This is a genomic window from Pseudoxanthomonas daejeonensis, from assembly GCF_010093205.1.
GTDB lineage: Bacteria > Pseudomonadota > Gammaproteobacteria > Xanthomonadales > Xanthomonadaceae > Pseudoxanthomonas > Pseudoxanthomonas daejeonensis.
Window position 1 is genome coordinate 193,444 of record NZ_PDWN01000001.1, and the last position, 14,694, is coordinate 208,137.

General features: G+C 70.1%; 14 protein-coding genes. 5 read left to right on the forward strand and 9 right to left on the reverse strand.

Annotated features, from left to right (window positions below):
* Window positions 1–84: 84 nt before the first annotated feature.
* The 5 genes from ubiB to oleC form a co-directional block, all read right to left on the reverse strand.
* Window positions 85–1,743 (reverse strand): ubiquinone biosynthesis regulatory protein kinase UbiB, encoded by a 1,659-nt coding sequence (gene ubiB, locus CSC65_RS00860; RefSeq protein WP_162408074.1) that lies wholly within the window; start codon window positions 1,741–1,743, stop codon window positions 85–87.
* Window positions 1,740–2,363, reverse strand: a complete 624-nt coding sequence (locus CSC65_RS00865; protein WP_162408075.1) for a ubiquinone biosynthesis accessory factor UbiJ — start codon at window positions 2,361–2,363, stop codon at window positions 1,740–1,742. The genes ubiB and CSC65_RS00865 overlap by 4 nt, the downstream gene beginning before the upstream one ends.
* 178 nt (window positions 2,364–2,541) lie before the next feature.
* Complete coding sequence (locus CSC65_RS00870; protein WP_162408076.1) at window positions 2,542–2,700, reverse strand: DUF1328 domain-containing protein; 159 nt, start codon at window positions 2,698–2,700, stop codon at window positions 2,542–2,544.
* Window positions 2,701–2,767: 67 nt separating this feature from the next.
* Window positions 2,768–3,775: a 2-alkyl-3-oxoalkanoate reductase gene (oleD, locus tag CSC65_RS00875; RefSeq protein ID WP_162408077.1), complete on the reverse strand. Its 1,008-nt coding sequence runs from the start codon at window positions 3,773–3,775 to the stop codon at window positions 2,768–2,770.
* Window positions 3,772–5,433 carry an olefin beta-lactone synthetase gene (gene oleC, locus CSC65_RS00880; protein ID WP_162408078.1) on the reverse strand — a complete coding sequence of 554 codons (1,662 nt, stop codon included), beginning with the start codon at window positions 5,431–5,433 and terminating at the stop codon, window positions 3,772–3,774. Before oleC ends, oleD begins: the two co-directional genes overlap by 4 nt.
* Before the next feature lie 117 nt (window positions 5,434–5,550).
* On the opposite strand from oleC, the gene CSC65_RS00885 reads away from it, so the two are divergent.
* A complete protein-coding gene (locus tag CSC65_RS00885; RefSeq protein ID WP_162408079.1) occupies window positions 5,551–5,934 on the forward strand; it encodes a YkgJ family cysteine cluster protein in 384 nt (127 codons plus the stop codon).
* A 139-nt stretch (window positions 5,935–6,073) separates the two neighbouring features.
* Here CSC65_RS00885 and CSC65_RS00890 read toward each other — a convergent pair whose 3' ends face one another.
* Window positions 6,074–7,009 carry an alpha/beta fold hydrolase gene (locus CSC65_RS00890; protein ID WP_162408080.1) on the reverse strand — a complete coding sequence of 312 codons (936 nt, stop codon included), beginning with the start codon at window positions 7,007–7,009 and terminating at the stop codon, window positions 6,074–6,076.
* A gap of 135 nt (window positions 7,010–7,144) precedes the next feature.
* Between CSC65_RS00890 and CSC65_RS00895 the strand changes: the two genes are divergently transcribed.
* Window positions 7,145–7,873, forward strand: a complete 729-nt coding sequence (locus CSC65_RS00895; protein ID WP_162408081.1) for a UPF0149 family protein — start codon at window positions 7,145–7,147, stop codon at window positions 7,871–7,873.
* Between the two features lie 128 nt (window positions 7,874–8,001).
* Here CSC65_RS00895 and CSC65_RS00900 read toward each other — a convergent pair whose 3' ends face one another.
* The 3 genes from CSC65_RS00900 to CSC65_RS00910 form a co-directional block, all read right to left on the reverse strand.
* Entirely contained in the window at window positions 8,002–9,018 is a 1,017-nt protein-coding gene (locus CSC65_RS00900) for a 3-oxoacyl-ACP synthase III (protein ID WP_162408082.1), read from the reverse strand.
* 93 nt (window positions 9,019–9,111) lie between these two features.
* A complete protein-coding gene (locus CSC65_RS00905; RefSeq protein WP_162408083.1) occupies window positions 9,112–9,429 on the reverse strand; it encodes a DUF4156 domain-containing protein in 318 nt (105 codons plus the stop codon).
* Window positions 9,430–9,558: 129 nt separating this feature from the next.
* Entirely contained in the window at window positions 9,559–12,423 is a 2,865-nt protein-coding gene (locus tag CSC65_RS00910) for a M16 family metallopeptidase (RefSeq protein ID WP_162408084.1), read from the reverse strand.
* A gap of 90 nt (window positions 12,424–12,513) precedes the next feature.
* Here CSC65_RS00910 and CSC65_RS00915 point away from each other — a divergent pair, with 90 nt between their 5' ends.
* From CSC65_RS00915 to trmL, 3 genes are all read left to right on the forward strand, one after another.
* Window positions 12,514–13,248, forward strand: coding sequence for an SDR family oxidoreductase (locus CSC65_RS00915; RefSeq protein ID WP_162408085.1), 735 nt, complete (start codon window positions 12,514–12,516; stop codon window positions 13,246–13,248).
* Window positions 13,249–13,632: 384 nt separating this feature from the next.
* Complete coding sequence (locus tag CSC65_RS00920; RefSeq protein WP_162408086.1) at window positions 13,633–14,046, forward strand: hypothetical protein; 414 nt, start codon at window positions 13,633–13,635, stop codon at window positions 14,044–14,046.
* A gap of 51 nt (window positions 14,047–14,097) precedes the next feature.
* Complete coding sequence (trmL, locus tag CSC65_RS00925; RefSeq protein WP_162408087.1) at window positions 14,098–14,574, forward strand: tRNA (uridine(34)/cytosine(34)/5-carboxymethylaminomethyluridine(34)-2'-O)-methyltransferase TrmL; 477 nt, start codon at window positions 14,098–14,100, stop codon at window positions 14,572–14,574.
* Window positions 14,575–14,694 lie beyond the last annotated feature (120 nt).

Below are 14,694 nucleotides of genomic sequence, written 5' to 3' on the forward strand. Positions count from 1 at the left end.
CACCTGTGTCGATGACGCCGCACGTCGACGCATGCGCCACCGACCCGGGCAGTAATGGCATGGCGGCAACATCGCCGCCGCTCCCTACCGCCGCGGCAATGCCGCCAGGATCGCCCACAGGCCGCCGAGGCCGGCGATCCATGCCGAGGCCGGGATACCCAGCACGCTCGGGCCACCGGCTTCCAGCGCGTACAGCACGGCCGCCACCAGCAAAAGGCCGCTGCCGAGGATCGCGGCCACCGAGCGGCGCTGCATCGTCTGCAGGGTGCGCGCCAGTTCGGCCAGGTCCTGCGAGCGGATGCCCATCTCGTGCCGGCCCTCGACCTGCTGCTCCAGCCAGGCATGCAGCAGTCGCGGCATCTCCGGTGCGCGGGTCATCAACTCCGGCACGCGCTTGCCGAATTCACGCAGCAGCCGGCGCGGGCTGTAGCGTTCGCGCAGGATCTTCTCCAGCACCGGCTGCGCCACCGCCCAGATATCCAGTGCCGGATCCAGCTGGCGGCCGACGCCCTCGATGTTCAGCAGGGTCTTCTGCAGGAGGATCAGCTGCGGTTGCAGGGTCAGCTCGTAGCGCTGCGCGGTGCGGAACAGCTTGGCCAGCACCTCGGCCAGCGGAACTTCGCTGAGCGGCCGGGTGAAGTACGGCTCGCACACCCCGCGCACGGCCGCCTCCAGTTCGTCGATGCGCACGGTCGCCGGCATCCAGCCGGCCTCCACGTGCAGCTCGGCGATGCGGCGGTAGTCCTTCCGGAAGATCGCCATGAAGTTCTCGGCCAGGTAGTACTGGTCCTGCGCCGACAGCTGGCCGACGATGCCGAAATCCAGGGCGATGAAACGCGGATCGTGCCGCCGCGCCGGATCGTCGTCGACCCAGATGTTGCCGGCATGCGCATCGGCGTGGAAGAAGTTGTCCCGGAACACCTGCGTGTAGAACACGCGCACGCCCTTGGCCGCGAGCACCTTGCGGTCGATGCCGGCCGCCTCCAGCGCGACCACGTCATCCGAAGGGATGCCGCTGACCCGCTCCATGGTCAACACGCGCGAGGCGGTGTGCGTCCACACCACCTCCGGCACGTACAGGTCCGGCGAATCGGCCCACAGCCGCCGCATCACGCTGGCATTGGCACCTTCGCGCTGCAGGTCCAGCTCCGCGGCCAGGGTCGTCTCCACTTCGGCGACCACCGCCTGCGGACGTATCTTGTCGGCGTTGGGATGGGTGCGGTCCACCAGCGCGGCCAGCGACCTGAGCAGGGCGATGTCCGAAGCGATCTGCTTCTCGATGCGTGGACGCAGCACCTTGACCACGACCTCGCGCCCGCCGTGCAGGCGCGCGGCATGCACCTGCGCGATCGACGCGGACGCCAGCGGCACGGTGTCGAACGCGGCGAATGCGCTGGCGACCGGCTGGCCCAGCGCCTGCTCGACGATGACGCGCGCGGTGTCGCCGTCGAAAGGCGCCACCTGGTCCTGCAGCAGGGTCAGCTCTTCGGCGATGTCATGCGGCACCAGGTCGCGGCGGGTCGACAGGATCTGGCCGAACTTGACGAAGATCGGCCCCAGCTCCTGCAGGGCCAGGCGCAGGCGGGCGCCGCGCGGAAGTCCGGCGACGTGGGCCGACGCGCGCGGCACGAACGGCTTGCCCAGCCGCAGCCAGCGTTCGACCGGAGTGTCGTCGAGCAGTTCGTCCAGGCGGTAGCGCAGGACCACGCGACCGATGCGCCAGGCCCGCAATGCGGCCCTCACTGGGCCGCCTCCGCACGCGGCAGGCGCGCCACGCGCGCGGCAATGCGCTCGACGTCGTCGCGCAAGGCATCGACGTCATCGTTGAATGCGGCCAGCTCGGCGCGCGCGACCACGTCGCGGGATTCCTCGGTGACGTACTCCGCCCCCGACCGGGCCAGGCCGGTAGCGGCCACCCGGGCGCCACGCAGCGCGGCGGCGGCGGCGTTGGCGACCTGCACGCCGATCACCTCGCCGAAGGCGGCGACGAAGGGCTGCTGCCAGTCCGGCTCGAATCCGGCGGCCAGGCGCTGCAGGCGTTGGGCCAGGTCCGCATCGCCGGAGACATGCAGGCGGCCGTTGCCCCGCGCGCCCGCCAGGAACGGCAGCTGCCCGAGCAGTCCGCCGATCGTGCCACGCACGGCGAGGTCGGCCTCGCGCAACGGCGGACCGACCTGCAGGTAGCCGCCGTGTACGCCGATCTCCAGCGCCAGCGGCGGCGATTCCAGCGCCAGCGAGATGCGCCGCCCGTCCATGGCCGCGAGCGCGGTGCGGGTATCGGGATCCAGCGCCACTGCGCGATTCAGCGCTGTTTCCAGGGCGCGTCCGGCCAGTGGCTTGAAGGCATCGAAGGGCGTGGGCATGGCCGCATTCTACCGGCCGCCACCAGGCCAGGGCGCAACGGCCTCGGTGCATGGCGGCGTGGCGACGGAAAAAGGAACGGGCGAGGCTTGCGCCTCGCCCGCTCCATGGCCTCCATGCCTGCCGCACGCCGGTTGCACACGGCCCGGGCGGCGAGCTCCCTCCTTGCGGTGCGTGGCGCTAGACCTTGCGGCCGCGCAGCAGCGAGATCGCGCCCAGGATCAGGAACACGACGAACAGGATCCAGGCGATGTTGGTCGCGGCACCGGCGATTCCGCTGAAACCCAGGATCGCGGCGATGACGGCGATGACGAAGAAGACGACGGCGTAATGAAGCATCGGGGTATCCCTCGGTGAGCGCCACTCCAGGCGGTTGCCGGGGATGCTGCGCGGTCGCCGGTGGTGATCAGGTGATGGCGCCGGCTTCCTGCCATGCAGCCTTCAGCCTTGTGAGTCCCTCGTCAAAGGACACCCGCGGCACGTAACCGAAGTCGCGCCGTGCCGGCTCCATGCTGTACCAGTGCGGGGTACTGAGCTGCTCGGCGAGGAAGCGCGTCATCGGCGGCTCGCCGCGCAGGCGCAGCAGCGGCCACAACCGTTCGCACACCGCACCGATGCGGTACGCGGCCTTGAACGACAGGTGCTTGTCCACGGGCGGAGCGCCCGCGGCGGCGAGCAATGCATTGAGCAGCTCGCGCATCGGCTTGGGTTCGCCGTTGGAGATGAAATAGGCCTTGCCGGCGCATGCGGCGCCGGGTGCGAGGTGCTCGAACGCGTCGAAGTGCGCCTGCGCGGCGTTGTCGATGTAGGTGGTGTCGACCAGGTTGTCGCCACTGCCGACGATGCGCAGCCGGCCTGCGCGCGAGCGCTCGACCAGGCGCGGCAGGATCTGCGCGTCGCCCGGTCCCCAGATCAGGCGCGGGCGCAGTGCGACGACGGCCAGCTGCGCGCTGTTGGCGGCCAGGACTTCCTGCTCGGCGATCGTCTTGGTCGCTGCGTAGGGCGCCTGGAAGTCCTCGCCGTAGGGCACTTCGTCGGCGCCGAGTCCTTCCACCGGATGGGTGGCGCGATGGGTCACGCTGGGCGTGGAGGTGTAGACCAGCCTGCCGACCCGGTGCTCGCGGCAGGCCGCCAGCACGTTGCGGGTGCCCACGACATTGGCCTGGAAATAGCTGTCGTAGCTGCCCCATGCGCCGGCCTTGGCCGCGTTGTGGAAGACCGCGTCGATGCCGGCGGCAGCGTGCATCACCGCGTGCCCGTCGGCGAGGTCGCCGCGGATCTGGCCGACGCCGAGCGCGGCCAGCGCCGGCGAGTGGCTGCGCTGGAAGCTGACCACCTCGTGCCCGCGCTGGCGCAGGCCGCGGCACAGCGCCTGGCCCAGGAATCCGCCACCGCCGGTGACCAGGATCTTCATGCATTCGCTCCGAGGCGGGCGGTGGCCCAGGCGGCCAGCTTCTCGCGGCCGATCTTGGCATTGTGGCGGATGTCGACCGGGAACCCCGGGTGCTGCAGGAAACGCTCGACGCGTGCGGCATGGGCGTGCCGCGCGCCGCGCGCGCGAAGTTCCGCTTCGATCCGCGCGAACTCGCCCGCATGCACGCCCGCCGCCAGCTCCACGCACAGCACCACGCGCTGCGTGCCGCGCGCGCCGACGCCGACCAGCGCGGTGCGGCGCACCTGCGGGTGCACGTTGAACACCGGCTCGACCTGTTCGGTATGGAGCGGCCCGCCGCTCGCTTCCACGCGCTGGGTCTTGCGGCCGCAGAACCAGAGCCGGCCTTCGTCGTCGAAATAGCCGACGTCGCCCATGCGATGCACGACCCGCTCGGCACCCGCCTGCGTTTCGCGGATCTTGGCCGCGGCCGTGGCCGCGTCGCGGTTGAAGTAGCTGTCGGTGGCGGTGGGGCCAGCCACGGTGATCTCGCCGACCTCACCCGGCGCCAGCTCGCGCACGCCGGACCAGTCTGCGATCGGTGCATCGTCGATGGCGATGATCCTGACTTCATTCGGCGGCACCGGGCGACCGACGCAGGTGCCGGCTCCGGCTTCGGTCGCCGCGCGCGTGTCCTGCAGCTCGCGCCCTTCGATCACCGCCACCGGCAGGCATTCGGTGGCGCCGTACGGCGTCCAGAACTGCGCGTCGTCGGGCAGCAGGGTGCGGATCTTCTCGACCACTTCCGGCGGCACCGGTGCACCGGCGGAGGTCACCCGGCGCAGGCTGGGCAGTGGACGGCCATGCTCGGCCAGCACCCGCATCAGCGCCGGCGAGCCGAACAGCTGGGTCACCCCGAAGCGGCGGATCGCGTCGTGCAACCGCTCCGGATTGGCCCGCGCCGGCCGGGTCGGGTCCATGTCGGGGATCACCGAGGTCAGGCCCAGCGCCGGATCGAACAGCGCGAACGGCGGGAACGTCGGCAGGTCCACGCCGCCGGGCTCGATGCCGAATGCGGTGCGCATCATCTCGATCTGGGCGACGAAGTGGCGATGGCGGTAAACCACCCCCTTGGGCACGCCGGTCGATCCGCTGGTGAACAGGATCGCGGCGACATCGTCCGGCGCGGTGTCGGCCAGTTGCGGCCCGGCGGCGGAGCCCTGGCGTTCGACCTGGGCCAGCGTCGCGCCGCCCCAGCCCCAGCGCCGGCCCACGGTGACCAGCACCTGTGCCGACTTCGCCCAGCCCAGCACGCGACGCGCGACGTGGGCCAGCGGGATGCCGATGAAGGCCTGCGCCTGCGCCTCGTCCAGGCATTGCCGCAGCGCGCGCCGGTCGATGCCCGGATCGACCAGCACCGGCACCGCGCCGGCCTTGAACAGGGCGAACATCAGCAGGAAGAACTCCGGCGACGGCCGCACCATGACCACCGTGCGCATGCCGCGGACGATCCCGTGCCGGGCCAGGCCGGCGGCGATCGCGTCGCTGCGCACATCCAGCGCGCGGTAATCCAGGACGACGTCATAGGCGGCCAGGCCCGCGCCCGCGCCACGCTGGCCGGGGCAGCGGATCGCGGGCTGGTCGGGACGTTCGGCGGCCAGTCGCGGCAGCGCCGCGGCGATGTTGCAGGGTTGCGTCATCGGCCGATTATCGCCGATCCCCCCGTACGCTCGCCTTGGCCGAAGCTGAAGCGCCGCCGCTTGCGCCGGCCCGCGGTTCCGGCAGAATGCCGCGCCCCCCTCGCATCGCGGCTCCCGATGGCGCATCCCTGCCTGACCTGTGGTGCCTGCTGCGCCTACTTCCGCGTCAGCTTCCACTGGAGCGAGGCCGACGCCGCTCACGGCGGACGGGTGCCGCTGGAGTTGACCGACACCCTGCGCACCCATGAGCGCGTCATGCGCGGCACCTCGCAGGCGCAGCCGCGCTGCATTGCCCTGGACGCCGACATCGGCCGCTACAGCCGCTGCACGATCCACGACCGCCGGCCGTCGGCGTGCGCCGCGGTGCCGGCTTCGCTGGAGTTCGGCGCGCGCAGCGCGCAATGCGACAAGTCGCGACTGGCGCATGGGCTGCACGCGTTGACCGAAGCGGACTGGATCGGCGTCGGCGAAGCCGAACGCAATCCGCCGCCGGACGCGTAAGCCCATCACGGTGCATCGAAGTCGTGCCGCGCTCCTGTAGGAGCGGGCATGACCGCGACACGGGCATCGGAATCACGAGAGCGTCGCCTGCGCCAATGACGTCGGGTCGCGGTCATGCCCGCTCCTGCAAGAGCACGGCTCAGTCGCTGTTCGGCGGATTCGCGTCGAGGAAACGCCGGATCGCCGGCACCAGCACTTCATGCCTGTCTTCGAGCACGTAATGCCCGGCATCCTCGAATGCATGCACTTCGGCCTGCGGCAGGTCGGCGCGGAAGCGTTCGAGGAAGTGGTGGTCGAACACGAAGTCCTTCAGGCCCCAGCCGATGAAGGCCGGACGGTCGGCGAACGAGGGCAGCGCCTTGCCGGCGGCCTCGAGCAGCGGCCAGGCCTCGTCCTTGGGCGACAGCGGGATGTCCTGCATGAAGCGGATCGTGGAGATCCGGTTCTTCCACGAGTCGTACGGCGCCACGTAGGCACGACGCACGTCGGCCGGCATCTTCCGCTCCACGCCCAGCCAGGACGCGCCGGCGGAGAACGCATTGAACGTGCGGATCACCAGCTCGCCGACGAAGTAGTCGCGGCCCAGCGCGATCTGCCACGGCATCGCCTTGTCGGCCGGCATCGGGAACGCAGCGGTGTTGAGGATCACCAGCCGCTTCACCTGCGCGGCGTGCTTCAGCGCCCAGCCGAAGCCGATCATCCCGCCCCAGTCGTGCACGGCCAGGGTCACCGGCGTGCCATCGTCGACGCCGGCATGGCGCAGCAGCGCTTCCAGGTCGTCCACCCGCGACTGCAGGGTGTAGTCGTAGCGCGGCGAGGACGCCAGGTAGTCGTCCGGCTTGTCCGACAGGCCCATGCCGACGTGGTCGGGGACGATCACCCGGTATTGCTTGCCGCCAGCCGGGTCCGTCAACCCGGCCACGAGCGTGCGCCAGTAGTAGCTCCACGACGGATTGCCGTGCAGCGCGACCACCACTTCGCCGTCGCGCGGGCCCTCGTCCAGGTAGGACATGGCGATGCCGGGACGGACTTCGAAGCGCTTCGGGTCGCGGGGATAACCGGGAAACTGGGGCACGGGCAGCGGGTTCGCGCGGAAACCCCGCATTGTAGGCCAGTGCGACCCGGCGCCAGCCGGCGGTGCAGGCGACGGCGACAGCCCTCGTGCCTCGCAGGGACTACCATGCACGCCCCTCCCACCATCCCGCCCGCCATGGCCAAGCCCCCGCTCCAGCTCGACGACACGCAGATCGAACGGCTCTCCGCGCTGCTCGAACAACGCGCCGTGCCGTTCCGCGGCTTCAACCTGGAAGCGCTGGACGGGTTTCTTTCGGCGCTGGTAGTGGCGCCCTCGCCGGTGCCGCCGGAGGAGTGGCAGCCGGTGGTATGGGGCGGCAAGGCGCCCGGCTGGGGCAGCCCGGAGGAGGCGCAGGAAGTCCAGGACCTGCTGGCCGGCCACTGGAACATGTGCGCCGCCCGCGCGCGCCACGGGGAGCAGGACCTGCCGGACCACCTGATGCCGCTGATGTGGCTGCCGGAGGATCCGGAAGACGGCGATGAGGCCCTGGGCGAGGATGAACTCGACGTCGGCCGGGAATGGGCGCTGGGCTTCTTCGAAGGCGTGGCCTTGCGGGAGGCCGAATGGGACCAGTGGCTGGAAGCGAACGACTGGATCGACGAGCTCTTCGACCTGCTCGAGCGCCTGGCCTCAGGCGAAGTCGCCGACGCAGACGATCCGGAGAAGGCCCCGGCGCCACTGGGCTATCGCGAGCGGCTGGAGATCGTGATGGACCTGCCGGCCATGCTGGCCGATCTCAACCACCACCACATCGCCGCGCTGACCCCGCGTACGCCGATCCGCCGCGAGGCGGGCCCGGGCCGCAACGATCCCTGCCCGTGCGGCAGCGGGAAGAAGCACAAGAAGTGCTGCGGGGCGGACTGAACAGCGACCCTGGCTGAGACGGGCCCGGGCAACCTGCCGGGATCCGGCGACGCCAATCCCGTTGGGCCAGACATGAAAAGGGCCGGACAAGCCGGCCCTTCGTTCCACTCAGGTGTGCGCGGGGCGCCTCACCATTCGACCTCGGCCATCGAGCAGTTCAGGCCGGAGCCGATCCCGAGCAGGGCGATGCGGTCGCCCTTCTTCAGCCGGCCCAGCTCCTTGAGCTTGCTCAGCACGATCGGCACCGAGGCCGGGCCGATGTTGCCGTGCTCGCCGAAAATGGTCATGACCTTCTTCGGGTCGATGCCGATCGACTTCACGAACGCGGCGGTGTGCGGGCGGCTGACCTGGTGGATCACGAACTGGTCCAGCTCGTCCACCGCCCAGCCCAACGCCAGCTTGGCCGCGATGAAGGTCTTCTGCGCCAGCTTGATGCCCTCGATCAGCAGCATGCGGGTGTCGGTGACCATGCGGTCCAGGTTGCCGCGGCACAGCTGGTTGAATTCGGTGGCCGAGCGGGTCACGCCGCCCTTGTAGCGCGGCGCGTCCGGGACCAGCTCGCGGCGGGCCATGACCATCGCCGCGGCGCCGCAGCCCAGGGTCAGGGCGGCCATCTCATCGCGGAACTGCTGCTCGGTCACGTCCGGGGAAGCCATCCGCTCGAGGGTCTTCTCATAGACCAGGTTGGCGGTCTCGCCGTCCACCACCAGCGCGTAGTCGATCTCGCCGCGCTCGAGCATGCGGGCGGCGATATCCATGCCGTTGATGAAGGCCAGGCAGGCGTTGGCGACGTCGAAGGTCATGCAGTGGTCGGACACGCCCAGGTTGCCGGACACGATCGACGCGGTGGACGGCTCCAGGTAGTCGCGGCTGACGGAGGTGTTGACCAGCAGGCCGATCTTGTCCACGCCGATGCCGGCGTCGAGCAGCGCCTTGCGCGCGGCCAGGGTGGCCACGTCGGAGGCCTGCTGGTCGTCGTCCCACATGCGGCGGGCATGGATGCCGGCGATGTCGCCGAGCACGTCGGTGCGGATGCCCAGGCGGTCCAGGGTCGGCTTCAACCGTTCGTTGATTGCCTGCGAGGTCAGCGTGTGCGGCGCATCGATGTGCGCCAGACCCGCGATGGAGACATTCTTGAAAAGCATGGCAGGCCGCGCCGGAAGGGCGAAAGGGGCATCGATTCTAGCGGCTGGCCGCCTTCACCGCACCTTTACGTATCGACCGTCCCCGGCCGGCATTCAGCGGGCGCAGCGCCAGGCGGCGAAACGCTGGGTGCCGTCGGCCGGCTCGCCCAGCGGCTGCAGGGTGTCGGCCGGCAGGCCCAGGGCCTCGTTGCGGGCCAGGGTTTCCAGCTCGTCGCGCACCTTGACGGTGTTGCGCTCGTAGAAGGCCACGCTGTTCTTCACCGAGACCTCGATCTCGCCCTGCTTGGTACACCCGGCAGGTGCGGCCCCGGCCGGGACCACCCGGACCTGCTTGGCCTCGGGCTTGAGCGATACCCAGGTACAGGCCGCCAGCGGCAGGACCAGGAGCAGGACGGACAGGGGACGGAGCATGGCGGGGTTCCAGTTGGGGGCGAAGCCGGCCCAAAGAGTGCCGGAGAGCCCGGCATGGAAGATGAACGGCGCGCGAGCGCGTGACACGCAAGGGCCCGGATGCGGCAAGCGCCGCATCCGGGCCCGCGATCACTTCTTCGCCGCGGCGACCGGCTTGCCGTCCGCATCGACCACGCGCACCTCGCCCAGGTTCAGCGCGCGCACCGGCGCCTCCACCTGCTTGAGGTCGCCGACCACGACCCAGACCAGCTTGTCCGGATCCAGGGTGGACGCGGCCTGCGTCACCTGCTCCAGGGTCAGCGCCTCGATTTCCGCCTTGCGCTTGAACACGTAGTCATCCGGACGGTCGTAGCGGACGATGCCGCCCAGCGTGCCCATCACCGCGCGACCGGTCTCGTAGGCGCCGGGCAGGCTGCGGATCTCGGTGGCCTGGATCTTGTTCACCTCGGCGGCCGTCGGCGGGGTCTTGCCGCCCGCGTATTCGCGGATCTCGCGGTCCAGTTCCTTCAGCGATTCGGCGGTCTTGTCGATCTGCACCGGGGCGAAGACGATCCACGGCCGCTGGCCCTGGGCACCGGGGCTGGAGCTGTAGGCGCCATAGGCCCAGTGCTTGTCCTCGCGCAGGTTCATGTTGAGGCGCGAGGTGAACTCGCCGCCGAGCACCGAGTTGGCGAAGTCGAACTTGATCGCGCCCGGGTCGCGGGTCGAAGGCACGACCTGGCCGGCCAGGATCGTGGCCTGGACGGCGCCGGGCTGGTCGACCAGATAGACCGTGGACCTGGCCGGACGCTGCACCGCCGGCAAGGCGGCGGCTGCGGCAACCGGAACGCTGGCCTTCCAGTCGCCGAGGTGCTTCTCCAGCAGCGGCACCACCTCGTCCAGGGTGGTGTCGCCCACCACCAGGACGGTGGCGTTGTCCGGGCGCACCCACTGCCGGTGGAAGGCGACCAGGTCGTCGCGGGTCAGCGAGGCGATCGAGGCCTCGGTGCCGCTGCCACTGAACGGAATCGCATAGGGATGGCCCTTGCCGTACAGCAGCGGCGGCAGGACGCGCAGCGCCGCACCATTCGGACGCGCCTTCTCCTGGCCGATGCCGGCGATCCAGGTCGCGCGGACGCGGTCGATCTCCTTGGTGTCGAAGCGCGGGCGGCGCAGCATGTCGGCGTACAGGCCGACCGACTCGTCCAGGTTCTCCTTCAGCGCCGACAGGTAGGCGTTGCCGCCATCCAGCGAGGCGCCGGCGCCGAGTGAAGCGCCAAGCGATTCGGCGCGGTTGGCGAAGGCCAGGGCATCCAGCTCGCCGGCACCTTCGTCGAGCATGCCCATGGTGAAGCTGGAGGTACCCAGCTTGCGGCCCTGGTCGGCGGCGAAGCCACCCTTGAATTCATAGCTGAACTGCACCACCGGGACCGCGTCGCGACGCGCCAGGATCACCTGGGTGCCGTTGCTCAGGGTGGCGCGCTCGAGCGCCGGGAACTTGAGGTCGGGGAAGCTCTCGGGCATCGGCACGCCCTTGCTGCGATCGACCGTGGTCTTGACCGTCTTGAACTTCGCGTCGGGCTTGGGCAGCACGAACGGCGCCGGCGTCGGCGATGCTTCCTCGGCCAGCACGGTACGCTCGCCCGGCAGCACCACCAGGGTGTGCGAGCCCTCGCCCAGCCAGCGGGCGCCGCTCTTCTGCAGGTCGGCGGCGCTGGCCTTGGCGATCACGTCCAGACTGGTGCGGAAGCAGCCCGGGTCCTTGGCGTAGACCGCGCACTCGGCCAGCGCGTCGGCCTTGCCGCCGAAGCCGCCGATGCGCTCGACGCCGCGCACGAAGCCGGCCTTGATCATGGTCTGCGCCTGCGCGAGTTCGGCGGCGGTCGGGCCTTCGGCGAGCAGCTTGCGCAGCTCCTCGTCGATGATCGCCTCGACCCTGGCCGGGTCCACGCCCTGCTTCACGTCGGCCTCGATGTAGAAGGTGGAGGCAAGCTCGAACGGCTGCACGTAGGCGCTGACCTTGTCGACCAGCTTTTCCTCATGGACCAGGCGGCGGTCCAGGCGCGAGCTCTTGCTGCCGCCCAGCACCTGGCCCAGCAGCTGCAGCCGGTCCAGGTCGGCGTCGGCGTAGCCGGCCACGCTCCAGGCGCGGTGGATGCGCGCCTGCGGCACCTTGTCGGTCATCGTCGCGCGGCTTGTCTCGCGCTTGACCGGGCCTGCCTGGACCCGCGCCATCGCCGGACCGGCCGGGATGTCGCCGAAATAGCGGGTCACTTTTTCCTTCGCGGTGGCCACGTCGATGTCGCCGGCCAGCACCAGCACGGTGTTGTTCGGGCCGTACCAGGCGCGGAACCAGTTCTTCACGTCCTCCAGCGAGGCCGCGTCGAGGTCGTTCATCGAGCCGATCGTGCTGTGGTGGTACGGATGGCCCTTCGGGTACAGCGCGCGGTAGATCTCGTCGTCGGCCTGGCCGTAGGGCTGGTTCTCGCCCTGGCGCTTCTCGTTCTGGACCACGCCGCGCTGCTCGTCGAGCACCTTCTGGTCGATCGCGCCGAGCAGGTGGCCCATGCGGTCGGACTCCATCCACAGCGCCATGTCCAGCGCGGTGGTCGGCACGTTCTGGAAGTAGTTGGTGCGGTCCAGCCAGGTGGTGCCGTTCTGGTCGGTGGCGCCGGCCAGCTCGAACGGCCCGAAGTATTCGTCGCGGTGGTTTTCCGAGCCGTTGAACATCAGGTGCTCGAACAGGTGCGCGAAGCCGCTGCGCCCGGCCGGCTCATCCTTGCTGCCGACGTGGTACCAGAGGTTCACCGCCACGACCGGCGCCTTGCGGTCGGTGTGCACGATCACCCGCAGGCCGTTGGGCAGGGTGAACTCCTCGTACGGGACCAGCTGCTCGCTGGGAACTGCGGCGGTCCTGGCGGCGAAGGCCGGCGCAGGAGCCAGCGCGGCGACGCCGAGCGAAGCGGTGATGGCCAGAACCAGGGCGGCCGTGCGAGGGCGGCGGGCTACCGTCATGGTGACGCTCCATAGGATGTGATCCCCGATCCTAACCAGCGCCCCCGGCCTTTACACTAGGCCACAAGCCATGCCGGAGCGGAGCCCGTGATGCCGGATCGCACCGAGTCGGACCGCCACTGCCTGGTGACCGGAGCCAACCGCGGCCTGGGCCTGGAATTCGTGCGCCAGCTGCTCGTCCGCGGCGAGCGCGTGGTCGCCGCCTGCCGCCAGCCCGGGCGCGCCACCGCCCTGAACATGCTGGCCGGCGAACATCCCGGCCGCCTGCACGTGCTGCCGCTGGATGTCACGACCGCCCGCAGCCGCGACGAACTGGTGCGCGAACTGCCGCTGGTGCTGGACGGCGCTCGGATCGGACTGCTGGTCAACAACGCCGGTGTGCTGCACGGCGGCGAGCGCTTCGGCCAGGTGGCCGAGGCCGACCTGGAGACCAGCCTGCGTACCAACGCGACCGGTCCGTTCCTGTTGACCCAGGCGGTGGCCGCGCTCCTGGCGGACGGCGCGGACCGGCCAGGTGCGGTGGTGGCCAACCTGTCTTCCGAGATCGGCTCGCTGGCGCGACGCCATGAGTTCCGCACCCCCAGTTACGCGATCGGCAAGGCCGCGCAGAACATGGGCAGCGTCCTGCTCGCGCGGGCGCTGGCCCCGCGCGGCATCCGCGTGGTCGCCCTGCATCCGGGCTGGGTTCGCACCGACATGGGTGGAGCGCAGGCGACGTTGTCGGCGGCCGAAGCGGTAACCGCGCTGCTGCAGGTGATCGAAGGCCTGGGAGCGGACGACAGCGGCGTGTTCCTCGACCGGCAGGGGCAGGCGTTGCCCTGGTAGCAGTTCCTGGTCGGCAACCGGACTGTCCGTCCGGCACGTTCCGCCCGGCCCCACCCGCCTTCATGGCGCTGGTCCCTCATGCGGCAAGCCGCAACCCGGGCCGTCTTCGGCGCATCCATAAAACGCATGTCGATCGTGCCGCGCACGTCTCTGCGGACGTCCGCATCCGGGCACGGACACCGCGGACGCCACCGCATTCCTAGTTATTTCAGGCATTTACGGTTGGCACGCCGTATGCGTTGCTTATGGGCAACGAAGCGCAGCACCCAGCATCACTGAACGAACAATGAACCAGGGCGGAAAAGAGTGGACTTCCCCTTGCGCTTGCTGATTAGGTGTATTACCTTACTACCACACCACCGCTACACAACACCGGAGCACGCCATGAACGCCAAGACCCTGTCCGCCGCGATGAGCCTGATCCTGTCGCTGGCCGCCCTGTCCGCCACCGCCACGGCCGCCGACACCGCGCACGCCGACCGTATCATCGACCTGCCGACTGTCACCGTCCGCCCCGACGCCGCCCTGGCCGCCGAGCTGGCCACCGGCACCGCCCGCGTCGATCACATCGTCGACCTGCCGGCCGTCACCGTCCGCCCCGACGCCGCGCTGCGCACCGAACTGGCCGCCCACGCCTTCGTGGCCCGGATCGTCGACCTGCCGGCCATCAACGTCCGTCCGACCGGCGAGCAGCTGGCCGAGCGCGCCGCGATCGTCGCCACCGAGCAGGCCAAGGCCCTGACCGCGCAGCTGGCCACCACCCTGCTGGCCGAAACGCTGGTCGTCGCGCTGCCCTGATCGCTGCATCCGCGCGGCGTCAGGCGGGCCTGCCCGCATACAATCGCCGCGATGCCAGACCCTGTTTACGACGTCCTGCTCTACCAGCCCGAGATCCCGCCGAACACCGGCAACGTGATCCGGCTGTGTGCCAACACCGGCGCGCGCCTGCACCTCGTCGAACCGCTCGGGTTCGCGATGGAAGACAAGCAGCTGCGGCGCGCCGGGCTGGACTACCACGAGTTCGCCCGCGTGCAGGTGCACGCCAGCCTGGATGCCGCACTCGACGCGATCCGCCCGCAACGCCTGTTCGCCCTCAGTACCCGCGGCCAGGTCCGCCACGACCAGCCGCAGTACGCCGATGGCGATGCCTTCCTGTTCGGCCCGGAAACGCGCGGCCTGCCGGACGAGGTCCTTGACGCGATTCCAGCGGCACAGCGCCTGCGCCTGCCGATGCGGCCGGACAACCGCAGCCTGAACCTGTCCAACGCGGTCGCGGTTGTGGTGTTCGAGGCCTGGCGTCAGTCCGGATTCGCCGGCGCCGGTTGAACCCGTAGCACGCCGGATCTTCCGAAGTTCCCCAAGGGCGCGATCAATTTATGTACCGGTCAGTTTGATATTCAGGCTGGATTGAGGCGCGCCCCGAATAATTGTGTCCACCGGCTGGGC

Coding starts and splice junctions, on each gene's coding strand:
- oleD (WP_162408077.1), bottom strand. CDS start 3,775: ATGAAGATCCTGGTCACCGGCGGTGGCGGATTCCTGGGCCAGGCGCTG.
- oleC (WP_162408078.1), bottom strand. CDS start 5,433: ATGACGCAACCCTGCAACATCGCCGCGGCGCTGCCGCGACTGGCCGCC.
- CSC65_RS00900 (WP_162408082.1), bottom strand. CDS start 9,018: ATGCTTTTCAAGAATGTCTCCATCGCGGGTCTGGCGCACATCGATGCG.
- trmL (WP_162408087.1), top strand. CDS start 14,098: ATGCCAGACCCTGTTTACGACGTCCTGCTCTACCAGCCCGAGATCCCG.
- CSC65_RS00910 (WP_162408084.1), bottom strand. CDS start 12,423: ATGACGGTAGCCCGCCGCCCTCGCACGGCCGCCCTGGTTCTGGCCATC.
- CSC65_RS00865 (WP_162408075.1), bottom strand. CDS start 2,363: ATGCCCACGCCCTTCGATGCCTTCAAGCCACTGGCCGGACGCGCCCTG.
- CSC65_RS00920 (WP_162408086.1), top strand. CDS start 13,633: ATGAACGCCAAGACCCTGTCCGCCGCGATGAGCCTGATCCTGTCGCTG.
- CSC65_RS00895 (WP_162408081.1), top strand. CDS start 7,145: ATGGCCAAGCCCCCGCTCCAGCTCGACGACACGCAGATCGAACGGCTC.
- CSC65_RS00905 (WP_162408083.1), bottom strand. CDS start 9,429: ATGCTCCGTCCCCTGTCCGTCCTGCTCCTGGTCCTGCCGCTGGCGGCC.
- CSC65_RS00885 (WP_162408079.1), top strand. CDS start 5,551: ATGGCGCATCCCTGCCTGACCTGTGGTGCCTGCTGCGCCTACTTCCGC.
- CSC65_RS00915 (WP_162408085.1), top strand. CDS start 12,514: ATGCCGGATCGCACCGAGTCGGACCGCCACTGCCTGGTGACCGGAGCC.
- CSC65_RS00870 (WP_162408076.1), bottom strand. CDS start 2,700: ATGCTTCATTACGCCGTCGTCTTCTTCGTCATCGCCGTCATCGCCGCG.